14 protein-coding genes are annotated in these 12,876 nt (G+C 73.8%); 9 read left to right on the plus strand and 5 right to left on the minus strand.

Annotated features, from left to right (window positions below; all coding sequences use genetic code 11):
• Positions 1-20: 20 nt before the first annotated feature.
• The 5 genes from JJV70_RS16740 (at position 21) to JJV70_RS16760 (ending at position 5,297) form a co-directional block, all read left to right on the plus strand.
• Positions 21-1,262, plus strand: a complete 1,242-nt coding sequence (locus JJV70_RS16740; RefSeq protein WP_374227310.1) for a PP2C family protein-serine/threonine phosphatase — start codon at positions 21-23, stop codon at positions 1,260-1,262.
• Entirely contained in the window at positions 1,259-2,827 is a 1,569-nt protein-coding gene (locus JJV70_RS16745; protein ID WP_308294853.1) for an ATP-binding protein, read from the plus strand. Before JJV70_RS16740 ends, JJV70_RS16745 begins: the two co-directional genes overlap by 4 nt.
• A complete protein-coding gene (locus JJV70_RS16750; protein ID WP_219048802.1) occupies positions 2,824-3,270 on the plus strand; it encodes a response regulator in 447 nt (148 codons plus the stop codon). Before JJV70_RS16745 ends, JJV70_RS16750 begins: the two co-directional genes overlap by 4 nt.
• A 249-nt stretch (positions 3,271-3,519) precedes the next feature.
• On the plus strand, positions 3,520-4,701 hold the full coding sequence (locus JJV70_RS16755; RefSeq protein WP_219048803.1) for a PP2C family protein-serine/threonine phosphatase: 1,182 nt from the start codon (positions 3,520-3,522) through the stop codon (positions 4,699-4,701).
• Positions 4,702-4,814: 113 nt separating this feature from the next.
• Positions 4,815-5,297 carry a MarR family winged helix-turn-helix transcriptional regulator gene (locus JJV70_RS16760; protein ID WP_219048804.1) on the plus strand — a complete coding sequence of 161 codons (483 nt, stop codon included), beginning with the start codon at positions 4,815-4,817 and terminating at the stop codon, positions 5,295-5,297.
• Between the two features lie 214 nt (positions 5,298-5,511).
• Here the strand turns inward: JJV70_RS16760 and JJV70_RS16765 are convergent, their stop codons facing one another.
• Together JJV70_RS16765 and JJV70_RS16770 are read right to left on the minus strand one after the other, a co-directional pair.
• Positions 5,512-6,021, minus strand: coding sequence for a MarR family winged helix-turn-helix transcriptional regulator (locus JJV70_RS16765; protein ID WP_219048805.1), 510 nt, complete (start codon positions 6,019-6,021; stop codon positions 5,512-5,514).
• 253 nt (positions 6,022-6,274) lie between these two features.
• Positions 6,275-6,769, minus strand: coding sequence for a hemerythrin domain-containing protein (locus JJV70_RS16770; protein ID WP_308294854.1), 495 nt, complete (start codon positions 6,767-6,769; stop codon positions 6,275-6,277).
• Positions 6,770-6,932: 163 nt separating this feature from the next.
• On the opposite strand from JJV70_RS16770, the gene JJV70_RS16775 reads away from it, so the two are divergent.
• Positions 6,933-7,820 (plus strand): SigB/SigF/SigG family RNA polymerase sigma factor, encoded by an 888-nt coding sequence (locus tag JJV70_RS16775; protein WP_219048806.1) that lies wholly within the window; start codon positions 6,933-6,935, stop codon positions 7,818-7,820.
• 178 nt (positions 7,821-7,998) lie between these two features.
• Positions 7,999-8,541, plus strand: a complete 543-nt coding sequence (locus JJV70_RS16780; protein WP_257574078.1) for an NUDIX domain-containing protein — start codon at positions 7,999-8,001, stop codon at positions 8,539-8,541.
• A 59-nt stretch (positions 8,542-8,600) separates the two neighbouring features.
• On the opposite strand, the gene murQ is transcribed toward JJV70_RS16780, so the two are convergent.
• Positions 8,601-9,548 (minus strand): N-acetylmuramic acid 6-phosphate etherase, encoded by a 948-nt coding sequence (gene murQ, locus JJV70_RS16785; protein WP_219048807.1) that lies wholly within the window; start codon positions 9,546-9,548, stop codon positions 8,601-8,603.
• 360 nt (positions 9,549-9,908) lie between these two features.
• On the opposite strand from murQ, the gene JJV70_RS16790 reads away from it, so the two are divergent.
• Together JJV70_RS16790 and JJV70_RS16795 are read left to right on the plus strand one after the other, a co-directional pair.
• The gene (locus JJV70_RS16790; protein ID WP_257574079.1) at positions 9,909-10,355 is read left to right on the plus strand and encodes a hypothetical protein; all 447 of its coding nucleotides are present in this window, start codon (positions 9,909-9,911) and stop codon (positions 10,353-10,355) included.
• Positions 10,352-10,621, plus strand: a complete 270-nt coding sequence (locus JJV70_RS16795; protein WP_219048808.1) for a DUF4031 domain-containing protein — start codon at positions 10,352-10,354, stop codon at positions 10,619-10,621. Before JJV70_RS16790 ends, JJV70_RS16795 begins: the two co-directional genes overlap by 4 nt.
• Positions 10,622-10,677: 56 nt before the next feature.
• Here the strand turns inward: JJV70_RS16795 and JJV70_RS16800 are convergent, their stop codons facing one another.
• The gene (locus JJV70_RS16800; protein ID WP_219048809.1) at positions 10,678-12,108 is read right to left on the minus strand and encodes an amidase; all 1,431 of its coding nucleotides are present in this window, start codon (positions 12,106-12,108) and stop codon (positions 10,678-10,680) included.
• A 186-nt stretch (positions 12,109-12,294) separates the two neighbouring features.
• On the minus strand, positions 12,295-12,858 hold the full coding sequence (locus tag JJV70_RS16805; protein ID WP_219048810.1) for a TIGR03086 family metal-binding protein: 564 nt from the start codon (positions 12,856-12,858) through the stop codon (positions 12,295-12,297).
• Positions 12,859-12,876: the final 18 nt, after the last annotated feature.

The following is a 12,876-nucleotide window of genomic DNA, read 5'->3' on the forward strand; positions in this document are numbered from 1 at the left end:
TGCCGGGCCTGGACGCGGAGGTGACCGCGCCCGGTGACGCCACGGAGCGGCTGTCCGAGGTGCCCGTGCCCGAGCTGCCCGTGCCCGAGGCACCTGTGCCCGAAGTGCTGCTGGTCGAGGACGACGACGGCGACGCGCTGCTGGTCGAGGAGCTGCTGCTGGACAGCGGCGTCACCGTGCGGCTCAGCCGGGCCCGCTCGCTCGCCGACGCCAAGGCCGTGCTCGTTGACGTCCCCGAGCCGCACTGTGTGCTGCTGGACCTGCACCTGCCGGACGGGCAGGGCGTGGACGTCGTGCAGCAGATGCTCGGGCTCGCGCCGCGCGCGGCGGTGGTGGTGCTGACCGGCCTGGCCGAGGAGGACGCCGGGCTGGCCGCGGTCACCGCGGGCGCCCAGGACTACCTGGTCAAGGGCCTGTTCGAGCCCGCGCTGCTGGGCCGCGCGATCCGCTACGCCATCCAGCGCCGGCAAATAGAACAGGCGACGGCCGCCCTCCAGGCCAGCCAGCTGCGGGCGCAGGAGAACCGGCGGCTGGAGCGCGGTCTGCTCCCGTCTCCGCTGCTGCGCAGCCGCGCGGTGGACGTGGTGGCCCGCTACGAGCCGGGCCGTGAGCAGGCGCTGCTGGGCGGCGACTTCTACGACGTGGTCGCCACCGCCGACGGCACCGTGCACGCGGTGATCGGCGACGTCTCCGGGCACGGGCCGGACGAGGCGGCGCTCGGAGTGTGCCTGCGGGTGGCGTGGCGCTCGTTCACGCTGGCCGGGGCGAGCGGGCCTGAGGTGCTGCGGCTGATGCAGGAGCTGTTGGTCGCCGAGCGGACGCGGCCGGAGATCTTCGCCACCGTCACCACCGTCGAGCTGGCGCCCGCCCGGGGCACGGCGCGGGTGATCCGGGCCGGGCACCCGCCGCTGTTCCTGCGGGACGCGGACCGGGGCGCCGTGGAGCTGCTGGACCCGGACACCGGTCCCGCGCTCGGCCTGCTGCCCGAGGAGCTGGCGGTCTGGCCCGTGCGGGAGCGACCGCTGCCGTCCGCCGGGGCGCTGGTGCTGTTCACCGACGGCCTGTTCGAGGGCCGGTGCGGGCCGCGCGGCGAGCGGCTGGGCGAGCTCGGTCTGCTGGAGCTGGCCCGCGACCTGGCGGGGCTGCCCGGCGCCGAGTTCGTGCCCGCCCTGATCCACCGCACCCGCTCACTGTCCGAGGAGCACGGCGGGCACAGCGATGACATAGCCGTCGTCCACCTGGAATGGAAGCCCAGCGCGTGAGCGATCCCCGCACCGGCCCGAGACTGACGGTCCAGGGCTGGCTGTATCTGTTCGTCACCACCATCGTGGTGCTCGTCGTCGCGTGTGCCGTCGCCGGCGCGCTGCTGCTGGAGCGCGGCAACGATCAGGCCGAGGACCTGGTGCATCGTGCCCAGCCTGCCCAGACCGAGACCTACCGGCTCCAGAAGGCGCTGCTGGACCAGGAGAGGGGGTTGCGCGGCTACGTCATCAGCCGCGACGAAGCCTGGCTGGAGCCCTACACGGCGGGCGCGGAAGACGAGGACGCTGCCCTGGAGCGGCTGCGCCCGGTGCTGGCGGACTACCCCACGCTGCGGGAGGACCTGGCCGAGATCGAGCGCCAGGCCGCCACCTGGCGCGAGGACCACGCCGAGCCGCTGATTGCGCAGGTGGAGGCGGGCGCCGTCTACACCGAGACGGACGAGGAACTGAGCGCCAGCAAGCAGGCGTTCGACCGGCTGCGGGACGTGTTCAGTCTCCAGGAGGAGCATCTGCTCGCCACGCGCGAGGAGGCGGTCACCGAGATGGAGGCCACCGACACCACGCACGCCTGGCTGTTCGCCGGCATGCTGGCGGCGTTCCTCGCGATCGCCGTGGGGCTGGCGTTCCTGCTGCGCCTGGCCGTACTGCGCCCGCTGCGGGCCCTGCGCACCGCCGTGCAGCGGGTGGCTGACGGCGAGGTGACGTACCACATTCCGGCCACCGGCCCCGCGGACCTGCGCGCGGTGGGCGGGGCGGTGGAGGCGATGCGCGAGCACATCGTCGCCGAGCTGGACGCCGCCCGGGCGCGTGAGACGCTGCTGGAGCGGCAGGCCGAGGAGCTGGACCGGCACACCACCGAGCTGGAGCGGTCCAACGCGGAGCTGGAGCAGTTCGCCTACGTCGCCTCGCATGATCTTCAGGAGCCGCTGCGCAAGGTGGCCTCGTTCTGCCAGCTGCTGGACAAGCGGTACGGGCAGCAGCTGGACGAGCGCGGCAAGCAGTACATCGACTTCGCCGTGGACGGTGCCAAGCGCATGCAGGTGCTGATCAACGACCTGCTGACGTTCTCCCGCGTCGGCCGCCTGCACGACGCGCGCGAACCCGTGCCGCTGGACGCCGTGCTGGACCGCGCGCTGGCCAACCTCGGCTCCGCCATCGAGGAGAGCGGCGCCGTGGTGGAGCGGCCCGAGCGGCTTCCGCGGATCACTGGGGACCCGACCCTGCTCACCATGCTGTGGCAGAACCTCGTCGGCAACGCGGTGAAGTTCCGGCGCCCTGAGCTGGCGCCGGAGATCCGCGTCACGGTGGAGGAGAAGGACGACGGCTCCGGCTGGCAGCTGTGCGTCGCTGACAACGGCATCGGGGTGCCGGAGGAGTTCGCTGAGAAGGTGTTCGTCATCTTCCAGCGGCTCCACGGCCGTGACGCTTACGCGGGCACCGGGATCGGGCTCGCGCTGTGCAAGAAGATCGTCGAGCACCACGGTGGGACGATCTGGCTTGAGACCGTGCACACCGGCGGCACCCGGGTGTGTTTCGCGCTTCCGTCCGAAGGGACCACCGTATGACCACCGAACCCGGCCATGAGCCCATCGAGGTGCTGCTCGTCGAGGACGATCCCGGCGACGAGCTGATGACCCGCGAGGCGTTCGAGGACAACAAGATCGGCAACATCCTGCACGTGGTGCGGGACGGGGAGGAGGCACTGGACTTCCTCTACCGGCGCGGCCCGTACGCCGACGCGCCGCGCCCTGACCTGATCCTGCTCGACCTAAACCTGCCCAAGTACGACGGGCGGCAGGTGCTGGAGCGGATCAAGGCCGACGAGGACCTGGGGCACATCCCGGTGGTGGTGCTCACCACGTCCTCGGCGGAGGAGGACATCCTGCGCAGCTACCGGCTGCACGCGAGCGCGTACGTCACCAAGCCGGTGGACCTGGAGCAGTTCATCGCCGCGATCCGCAAGATCGACGAGTTCTTCGTCACGGTGGTGCGCCTCCCGCGCGGGTGAGTGGCGGGCGCTCCCCCCCCGGACGTTTCGGCGGCGCTTCCTGGCTCCAGGACCGGGGGCTGGTCACTCGTTCGGGTCGGTCACCCGTTTCAGGGAGGTGCGAAGTGGGGCACTCGTATCGTCGGGTGGGCTTCACCCGCCGTTCGTTGCTGGACAGCAAATGTTGTCGCCCGATGTAAGATCGTCGGCGTCTTGACCGCCCCTTCCGGACAGCCCCCGGCTTGCCGGTCGGCTTGGACGGGAGCAACCGTGGAGAGAACCAGCGTCGTGGAGCGAGCCCTGCGTGCCGCCGAACCGCATCTGCTGCTCGACGTCGTCACCGCCGCCCTGCGCGAGCAGTACGGCGCCGACCGCGTCGATCTGCGCCTCGCCGACTACGGCCTGATCTCGCTCCAGTCCGTGTCCACCCTGCCGCTGGACGCGGAAGGGGTCAGCATCCACGGCAGTCCGCAGGGACGCGCGTTCGGCGCGCAGGCGCCGCACGTCGTCAGTCTCCCGAACAGCCCCACCGTCATCGTGCACCTGCCGGTCACCGCGCGCGGCGACCGGATGGGCGTACTGTCCGTCACCATGCCGCGCGAACGGTTCGACCAGTCGGTGCTGCCGGAGATGGCGCACGTGTGCGCGGCGCTGGGGCACGAGATCCTCGTCGCCGACCGCGACACCGACCTGTACAAGCTGGCCCGGCGCGCCTCACGGCTCACCCTGGCCGCCGAGATGCAGTGGCAGCTGCTGCCCGGAGGCGCCCTCTCCCGCCCGGAATTCGCCCTCGGCGCCCACCTGGAACCGGCGTACGCCATCTTCGGCGACAACTACGACTGGTCCTGCTCGTCCGACCACCTCACCCTCACCGTCACCAACGGCATGGGCTCGGGCATAGAGGCCGCGCTGCTCACCAACCTCACCATCAACGCCCTGCGCAACGCCCGCCGCGCCGGGACCAGCCTGGCCGACCAGGCTGCCCTCGCCGACCAGGCCGTCTACGCCCAGTACCGGGGCAGCGCCTACGTCTCCGTGCTGCTGCTGCGCTTCGACCTGGCCACGGGCGAGGTGGAGGCCGTGGACGCGGGCTCTCCGCGCCTGTGGCGGCAGCGGGACGCGGTCGTCGAGCACGTCGGGTTCGACGCGCAGCTCCCGCTCGGCATGTTCGAGGACACCGTCTACACCGCCGAGCGGTTCCGCGTCGAGCCGGGTGACCGCCTGCTGATCAGCAGTGACGGCGTCTACAACACCAAGTCGGCGAGCGGCGAGCTGTACGGCGAACGGGCGCTGGCCCGCGCGCTGGCCGCGTCCCGCCTGCTGCCGCCCACCCAGGTCCCCAGTGCGGTCCTGCGCGAACTGGCGGCCTACCGTGGCGAGACACCGCTGGACGACGACGCCCTCGTCCTCTGCCTCGACTGGCACGGCCGCCCGGGCGCCACCCCCGCCTGACCCCCCGCCCACTTGGCCCCTGGCCCTGGTCACCACAATGGCCCCGCATTCCTCCCGCTTCGCTGGGCAAGCGCGAGAAGTGAGCGTGCAGGCGACCACAAGGGGGCCTCTGGGTGGAGAGGCAGCAGCAACACCAGACCACACCCGACGGGGACGTGCGCCGCGCCGCCGCGGCACTCGTCAGGCTATGGGAGTGCGCCGAGACGGCCGAGGGAGAGGCGCTGCCCCGGGCCCAGCGGCGCGCGCTGGCGGTCGTCGGCGCGGCCGAGCGGATCTCGCCCCGCGTGCTGGGCGAACGGCTGAACGCGGCGGCCTCCTCGGTGAGCCGCCTGTGCACCCGGCTGGAGAGCGCCGGTCTGCTGGTGCGCTCCCAGCCCTCCGGCGACCAGCGGCGGACCGCCTACTCGCTGACGGCGGCGGGACGCCGTGCGCTGGCGGAGGTGAGGGCCCGGCGGCTGACCGTACTGACCACGGCCCTGCACGCGGGCGACGCCACCACCAGCCGCGAGCTGACGTCCGCCTTCCGCCACGTGCACCGGTCCCTGACCGCCCTCCTGACCCGTGGCCGCTGTGAGCAGCACCTGCGCCAGGAGTGAGGACGCCTCCGGGCGGGCGCGCAGCCCGCAGGCAGCGCCGGGCGGGTCGGGGTGTGCGGGGCGGGGTGTGCGGGGGCGGGATGGTGCGCCCCCGCCCGGGGCCGGGCACCACCGCGCCGGACGGGGGTGCGGGTGAGCGCGGCATCGCCCGGGGCGCTGCGTCGCGGCTGGCCAGGGCTGGTGAGGCAAAACGAGGCGGGCTGGGCCTCGGCGCCTACGCCGAGCGTATGGCCGGGCCGCCGGACTGGCCGCCCTGAGCCGCCGTGGGGCCGAAGCCGGCGGCGGCCTGGAAGCCGGTGAGGCCCGTGACGAGGGCCTTGCGCGCGGAGGGGGGCATCGCCGATATCACCTGCACCAGCACCTCCTCACGCTGTGCCCGCAGGTCCCGCAGATAGTCCCGGCCCGGCGGCGTCAGCAGCAGCTCCAGCTCGCGCCGGCTCACCGGGCTGGGGGCACGCTCGACGAAGCCGACAGCCTCCAGCCGGTCGCACAGGCGGCTCACCGACGACGGCGCCGAGCCCAGCAGCGAGGCCAGTGTGCGCAGGTTGATGCCCTCGTCGCGCTCCAGGATGTAGAGCACCCGCAGCTGCGACGCGGACACCGGGGCGGAGGAGACGGCATCCCGGCCCCGCTCCCACAGCAGTTCGAGCAGCTCGATGACCTCGCACGCGGCCTCGGCGGCCTCGCCCGCCTCGCGATGGGGGGGAACGGAATTCACGGTCATGACTGCGACACTCCGATCAGCGTTACCCGAGCCGACCTGTCCCTCACCCTGCCGCTCGGCCTCCCGCACCACCCTAACCGCGCGGGCGGCGAGTGCCGATGGGGTGGTGCGGCAGCCGACCCTTTCGGGGCGCCCGGGGCGCGGGGCACGGGCCCTGCCCGGGCGGTCCGCAGGCGGGGTCGGTCGGCTCCGAGGGGGACGGGGCTCCGAGCGGGACGGGCTCCGGGCGGGACGGGGCTCCGGGCGGGACGGTCTACGAAGAGACGATCTTGCGCACGTTCTCCACCCGGCCGCAGTCCGCTGCCAGCTGCTCCTCGCGTGCGGCGGCGAACGCCTCGCCGAGCTGCGCTCTGCGGTCGTCGGCGACCTGCTCGCGGGCGTCGTTGAGCAGCGTGCGCTCCTCCTCGTCGAGGTGGTGGTTCACGGCGGTGACGAGCTCCTCCAGCTTCTCGTCCCACTCGGCGGAGCCGATCTCCCCGACCTCCAGCAGCGCCAGCAGGGCCTCGTTGCCCTCCTCGTGCTCCTCGACGCCGTGCTCGACTTCGTCGTCGTCCACCTTCTTGTACCGGCGCAGCGCCGGGTAGACCTTCTGTTCCTCGGCCTCCGCGTGCGCGACGAGCAGCGCGGAGAGTTCCTTCAGTGCCGCCCCCCGGTCCGCGTCCACGCTGCGCATCCGGCGGAACAGCTCCTCCATCCTGCGGTGGTCGCGCAGGATCAGATCGACGACATCGGTGCTGGTGGGTGACACGCGGGTGCCTCCTCGGTCGGTCGTTCCACGGTCTCGTGCTGCGACGAATACCCCGTACCGCCGTCGTCAGACGTGGCGGAAAGGGGGAAGTGAAGCTTGCGCCGTGACAACAATTGCGGGTAGGAAGGATCATGTCACGTCAGCCCAACGGGAAGGAGGCCCCATGAGCACGGCGACCACCAGCGGCGCCACCACGGTCACCGCGGCCCACGCCACCACCGCGATCACCCCCGCCGTCGTCCCCGCCGCCCCGCCGCTGCCGCACGTGGACGATCCGTCCGCGGTGAGCCCCGCGGACGCCCGGGAGATGTCCAGGCACTTCTTCGCCCGCCTCCGCGTCCTGGAGGAGGGCACCCACGAGTACCAGTACGTCCGCAACACGCTGATAGAGCTGAACCTGGCCCTGGTCCGCTTCGCGGCCCGCCGGTTCCGCAACAGCACGGATTCCATGGAAGACGTCGTCCAGGTCGGCACCATCGGCCTGATCAAGGCGATCGACCGCTTCGACCTCGGCCGCGAGGTGGAGTTCCCCACCTTCGCCGTGCCCTACATCGTCGGCGAGATCAAACGGTTCTTCCGCGACACCAGCTGGTCCGTGCACGTCCCGAGGCGGCTCCAGGAGCTGCGCATCGACCTCGCGCGCGCCAACGACCAGCTCTCCACCCGCCTGCACCGCGCGCCCACACCGCAGGAACTCGCCGAGCACATGGGCCTGAGCGTGGACGAGGTGATCGAGGGCATCGTCGCCAGCAACGGCTACTCCGCCGGTTCCCTCGACACCCCGGCGACCGACAGCGACACCGGCGCACAGCAGTCGTACGCCGAACGCATCGGCGACGAGGACCCGGCGCTGGAGGCCGTCGAGAACCTGCACACCCTCGCCCCGCTGCTGGAACAGCTCGACGAGCGTGAACGCGCCATCATCAACATGCGCTTCGGCGCGGAGATGACGCAGGCTGAGATCGGCGCCGAGCTGGGCATCTCCCAGATGCACGTCTCCCGGCTGCTGTCCCGCCTGCTCAGCCGCCTCCGCCGCGAGATGCTGGCCTGAACACGGGGTGCTCCCCGCCAGCCGCCCGCGCTGGCGGGGAACACCGTCCCCCAGCACCTTCCGTCCGGCGGCGCTGAGCCGCCGGGCTCCCGGCGCAACGCTGCCCCGTGGGCCAAAGCGGGGCGGCGCCACCGGTAGGGGGATCACTCCCGGGGTGGTTTCGGGGTACCACTGGGGCATGACGACCATGCGGGAAACGTCCGGCGCGGGACTGCCGCTGCCGCTGCCGGAGGCGGAGTACCTGGCGGGCCTGCCCAAGGCCACCGTCTACGCCTGCTGCTTCTTCACCGACGTGCGCGGCCGGGCACTCGGGCTGCGCTCGGTGTTCACCGAACGGGCGTGGCAGCTACCGGGCGGCAACCTGGACGCGGGCGAGGACCCGTTCCAGACCGCCGTGCGCGAGACGTACGAGGAGACGGGCCTGCGCGTCACCGGACCGCGCCCCCTGCTGCTCCTCCACTACGTCCGGGGCGACACCGCGCGGGCACCCCTCGCCAAGGTGGGCTTCTGCTTCGACGGCGGCACGCTGAGGGACGACCAGCTCGCCGCCATCCGCCTCGACCCCGGGGAGCACGACCACTGGGCCGTCGAGGACTGGCCGGTCTGGGAGCGCCTGCTGGAACCGGAGAACTACCGGCGCCTGGCGGCGATGGCCGAGGCACGCCGCACCGGCCGCACCGGCCTGCTGGTCACCGAACCCGGCGCGGGCGGAGGCCGATGACGCGGCACGGCGGTGACACGGGACGCCGGTGACGGCGGCGTGCCCACGGTCACCGAACTTCAGGGGGCCGGTTGGGGGCCCGCGCTAGCCGTGCGGGCCAGGGCGGTGCGCAGGTGGCCGCCTGCGTCGGTCAGCAGGCGGGCGGCCTCGTTGGCGTCCACCGGGGTGAGGAGGGTGAGGATCGCGGGCTTGACCTCGCCGCCGGTGGCCGTGAGGGCTGCCTCCACGTCCGCCTGCGCCGCGCCCGTGGCCAGCGCGACGATGCGGCGTGCGCGGGCGTGCAGCTTGGCGTTGGAGGCGCGGACATCGACCATCAGGTTCCCGTAGGTCTTGCCGAGCCGGATCATGGTGATCGTCGAGATCATGTTGAGCACCAGCTTCTGGGCCGTGCCCGCCTTCAGCCGGGTCGAGCCCGTGATCACCTCAGGGCCGGTGACGACCTCGATCCGGTGCTCGGCCGCAGCCCCCAGCGGCGACCCCGCGTTGCCGGCGAGGCCGATGGTCAGCGCGCCCAGCCGCCGGGCGTGCTCGACGGCGCCGATGGCGTAGGGCGTGCGCCCGGAGGCGGAGACGCCGACGACGGTGTCGGCGGGCGTCAGGCCCAGCTCGTCCAGGTCGGCGGCGGCCAGCCCGGCGTCGTCCTCGGCCCCCTCGACGGCCGTGACCAGCGCCGACGGGCCGCCCGCGACCAGGCCCACCACCGTGCCCGGGGCGGTGTTGAACGTCGGCGGGCACTCGCTGGCGTCCAGCACGCCCAGCCGCCCGGCGGTGCCCGCGCCCGCGTAGACCAGGCGTCCGCCGTCGGCCATGCGCGGCGCGGCGGCGTCGATCGCGGCGGCCAGTTGCGGCAGGCACGCGGCCACGGCGGCCGGGACGGTGGCGTCCTCGGCGTTCATCAGCGTGGCCAGCTCCAGCGTCGGCAGCCGGTCGATCCCGGCCAGCTCCGGCCGGTACGCCTCGGTGGCCAGCGCGTCGAGGTCGGGGCGCGGCTCGCGGGGTGCGGTCATGCGGGGTGGGCTCTCCGTGTCGTCGTACGGGGTGCGGCCACCGTCGTCGCCCCGCGCTCGACGGCGGTGCGCGGCGGGTCGATCACGTCCACGGTACGCCCGGAGGGGGTGATCGCCACGGCATGTCGCCGGGGTACCGGTCCGCAGCCGCGCTGGTGCGCGCGGCCGGGTTCGGGCCGACGCGGGCGGAGGCGGTGCCGCCATCGACGCGGCGTGCGGCGGCCCGCGCGGTGCCGGAAGCCTCCGCCTGCCCCGGGCCGCGACGGCGGCCACCGCCCCGGGCACGTGAATGGTCCGCGCTCCGGGGCACGCCAAGGGTCCGCGCGCTCCGGGGCACGCGGGATGCGGTGCAATGGGGGCATGGACGCGCACGACTCCCCGAACGACCCGAACCAACCCGGCGCCCCTGAACCCGGCGGCGTGCCCGGCCCCGAGGGCGTGCCCGGCCCCGAGGACGCGCTGGAGGCCGCCCTGCACACCGCGCGGGCGCTGATCCTCGCCGACCTCACCGCCCGCGACGCGGCCGGAGCCGACACCGTCTCGCTCGTCGAGGAAGCCGTCGCGCACCGCCGCTGGTGGGTCGCGCAGTGGCCCGAAGGCACCGCGTTCGTGCCCGGGCTCGTCGCGCAGGACGTGCAGGACGCCCTGCTGGAGCGCTACGGACGCTGGCCGCTGTGCCCGCTGTGCCCGGACGCCGAACCGCACGCCCTGGACGTCGAGCCCGAACTCGGCGCGGACCCGCACTGGGTGTGCTCGCGCAGCGGCACCGTCGTCGCCCCCGTCGGCGGCCTGGGGACGCGCGCGTGACGCTCTACATCGACCCGCCCACCTGGCCCGGGCACGGCCGCCTGTGGTCGCACCTGATCAGCGACGTCTCCTTCGCCGAATTGCACGCCTTCGCCGCCGAACTCGGTGCCCCGCCGCGCGCGTTCGACCGGGACCACTACGACATTCTGTCCAGCCGCTACGCCGACGCCGTGACCCTGGGTGCGGTGGAGACCACCAGCCGCGAACTCGTCCGCCTGCTCAACGCCGCCGGCCTGCGCCGCCCCAAGGGCCGCCCGGCCCGGTAGCGCCCGTCCGCCGGGCCACACCCGCCTCAGCACGCGTCCGCTCAGCACGCGTCCGCTCAGCACGCCCCCGCCTGCTGCACGCGCGGCCACGTCTGCTCGGCCTCCAGCGCGAACGCCACCTCCAGCAGCGTGCGTTCGTCACCGGGGCGGGCGGAGACCATGACGCCGATGGGCAGCCCGTCGTCGGTCGTCGCCTGTGCCGGGACGGAGATCGCCGGGGTGCCGACGACGTTGTTCAGCGGCGTGAACGCCACGTACCGCAGCGTGCGTTCCATCAGCGTCCCGTACGGCACGGCCGGGCTCAGGTGGCCCAGCACCGGCGTCGTGGTGGCCAGCACGGGGGAGAGCATGACGTCCAGCCCGCGGAAGGCGGCGGCCAGCGCGAACCGCGAGCGGCGCAGCCTGCGCAGCGCCCCCGGTGTGCTGGCCACGTGCCGCAGGTAGTGGGCGCGCAGGCCCCGGCTCAGCCCGTCCATGCGGCGCCGGTCGAAGTCGCGGCCCAGCGTCCGGCCGGTCGCCCCGGCGAGGTAGGCCAGCAGGCCCCAGTAGAGGAGGAAGTCCCCGGCGAACCGCTCATCCAGCGCGATCGTCACCGGCTCCACGGTGTGGCCCAGCTTCTCCAGCGTCGCCGCGGTGTCCGCGACAGCGGCCCGGGTGGCGGCGTCCGTCGTCACCCCCGCCGGTGAGTCCAGCAGCAGGCCGACCCGCAGACGGCGGCGCTCGTCCGGACCCGCCACCCGCCCCAGCGGCGGCAGGCGCGGGTTACGCCAGTACGCCTCGGCGGCGGCGAAGAACGCGGCGGTGTCCCGCACCGTGCGGCTGACGACGCCGTCGGTGACGATGTCGATCGGCAGCCTGCGGCCCAGCGCGTTCGGCACCACCCGCCCCCGCGTCGGCTTCAGCCCCACCAGCCCGCAGCAGGCGGCCGGGATGCGGATCGACCCGCCGCCGTCGTTGGCGTGGGCGAGGGGCACCGCGCCCGCCGCCACCAGCGCCGCGCTGCCCCCGGTCGAACCGCCCGCCGAGAACGCCGTGTTCCACGGGTTGCGCACGGGCGCGGCGCGCTCGTACTCGGTGGTGGCGTTGAACCCGAACTCCGGCAGCCGCGTCTTGCCCAGCACCGTCACTCCGGTGCTGAGCAGCTGCCGCGTGAACGCCGCGTGCCGCTTGGCCGGGCGGGGCGTGAAGGCGGCGCTGCCGTGCCCGGTGGGCAGGCCCAGGTAGTCGGTGTTGTCCTTGACGAGGCTCGGCACGCCCGCGAACACGCCGCCCGCGCCGTCCGGGGCCAGGGCGGGTCCGTCCGTCCACACCCGCACCGCGTTCAGGTGCTCGTCGGCCGCCCGTATCCGCTCCGCCGCCGCCCGCGCGACGTCGGCGGCGCTCACCTCACCCCGGCGTATCGCCTCGGCTACCCCGACGGCGTCCCGCTCCCCGAGCGCGTCGTCCCCGAACACGTGCACCGTCGTGGGCCTGGTGGGGCTGGCCATCCGCTGTACCTCCGCACTCGCTCCTGCTTCCGGTCCCCGCCCGGTCATCATGGCCTACCGGCCGGTACAGCGGGAGCGGTTCGGCAATGCCACCTGGCGCGGGGGCCTTCGGGCTCGGGCACGCTGTGGACACGGGCCGGGGTGGGGGCCGGTCGGGCGCGGTGTGGCCGTGAGCGGACGGCGGGGTCAGGGGCGGCGGCCGGTGAGGGCGATGAGGCGGTCCTGGGCGGAGGCGTCGCCGGGGACGTCGATAGGCGCGGCGAACAGGCCGGAGTCCTGCCACTCCGGGATGCGCGCGGCGAACCGCTCGTGGAGCGCGGCGGCCAGCTCCGGGTCGATCCGGTCCCCGGACCCGATGCCCCGGGCGACGTCCCAGCCGTGCACGGCCAGGTCGAGTGTCATCTGCCAGGCGTACTCGTCGGCCGGGGCGGGGCCGCCCGAGGTGTGCACCGTGCCCGTCAGCGCTCCGGGCCGGTGGAACGCGGGCCGGGACGCGGACGCCGCCCGCGCCCACGCGCCTACCGGGTCGCTCCCGAGCACGTCCCCGTCGTACCGGTCGCCGACCTCCGCGAGCGTCGCCCCGCGCAGCAGCCACGGCGCCCACAGGTGCTCGCTCGTCAGGTGGCCCACGACGTCCCGCACACTCCACTCGGTGGCCGGTGTCGCGGCCGTCCACTGGTCTTCCCCCACCTGGTGCACCCGCTCGTCGAACGCCCGCAGGGCCCGGTCAAACGCCTCAAGCAGTTCCATACCCATGAGGTTGGCACT

It is taken from the genome of Streptomyces sp. JJ66 (assembly GCF_019303495.1).
Classification (GTDB): domain Bacteria; phylum Actinomycetota; class Actinomycetes; order Streptomycetales; family Streptomycetaceae; genus Streptomyces.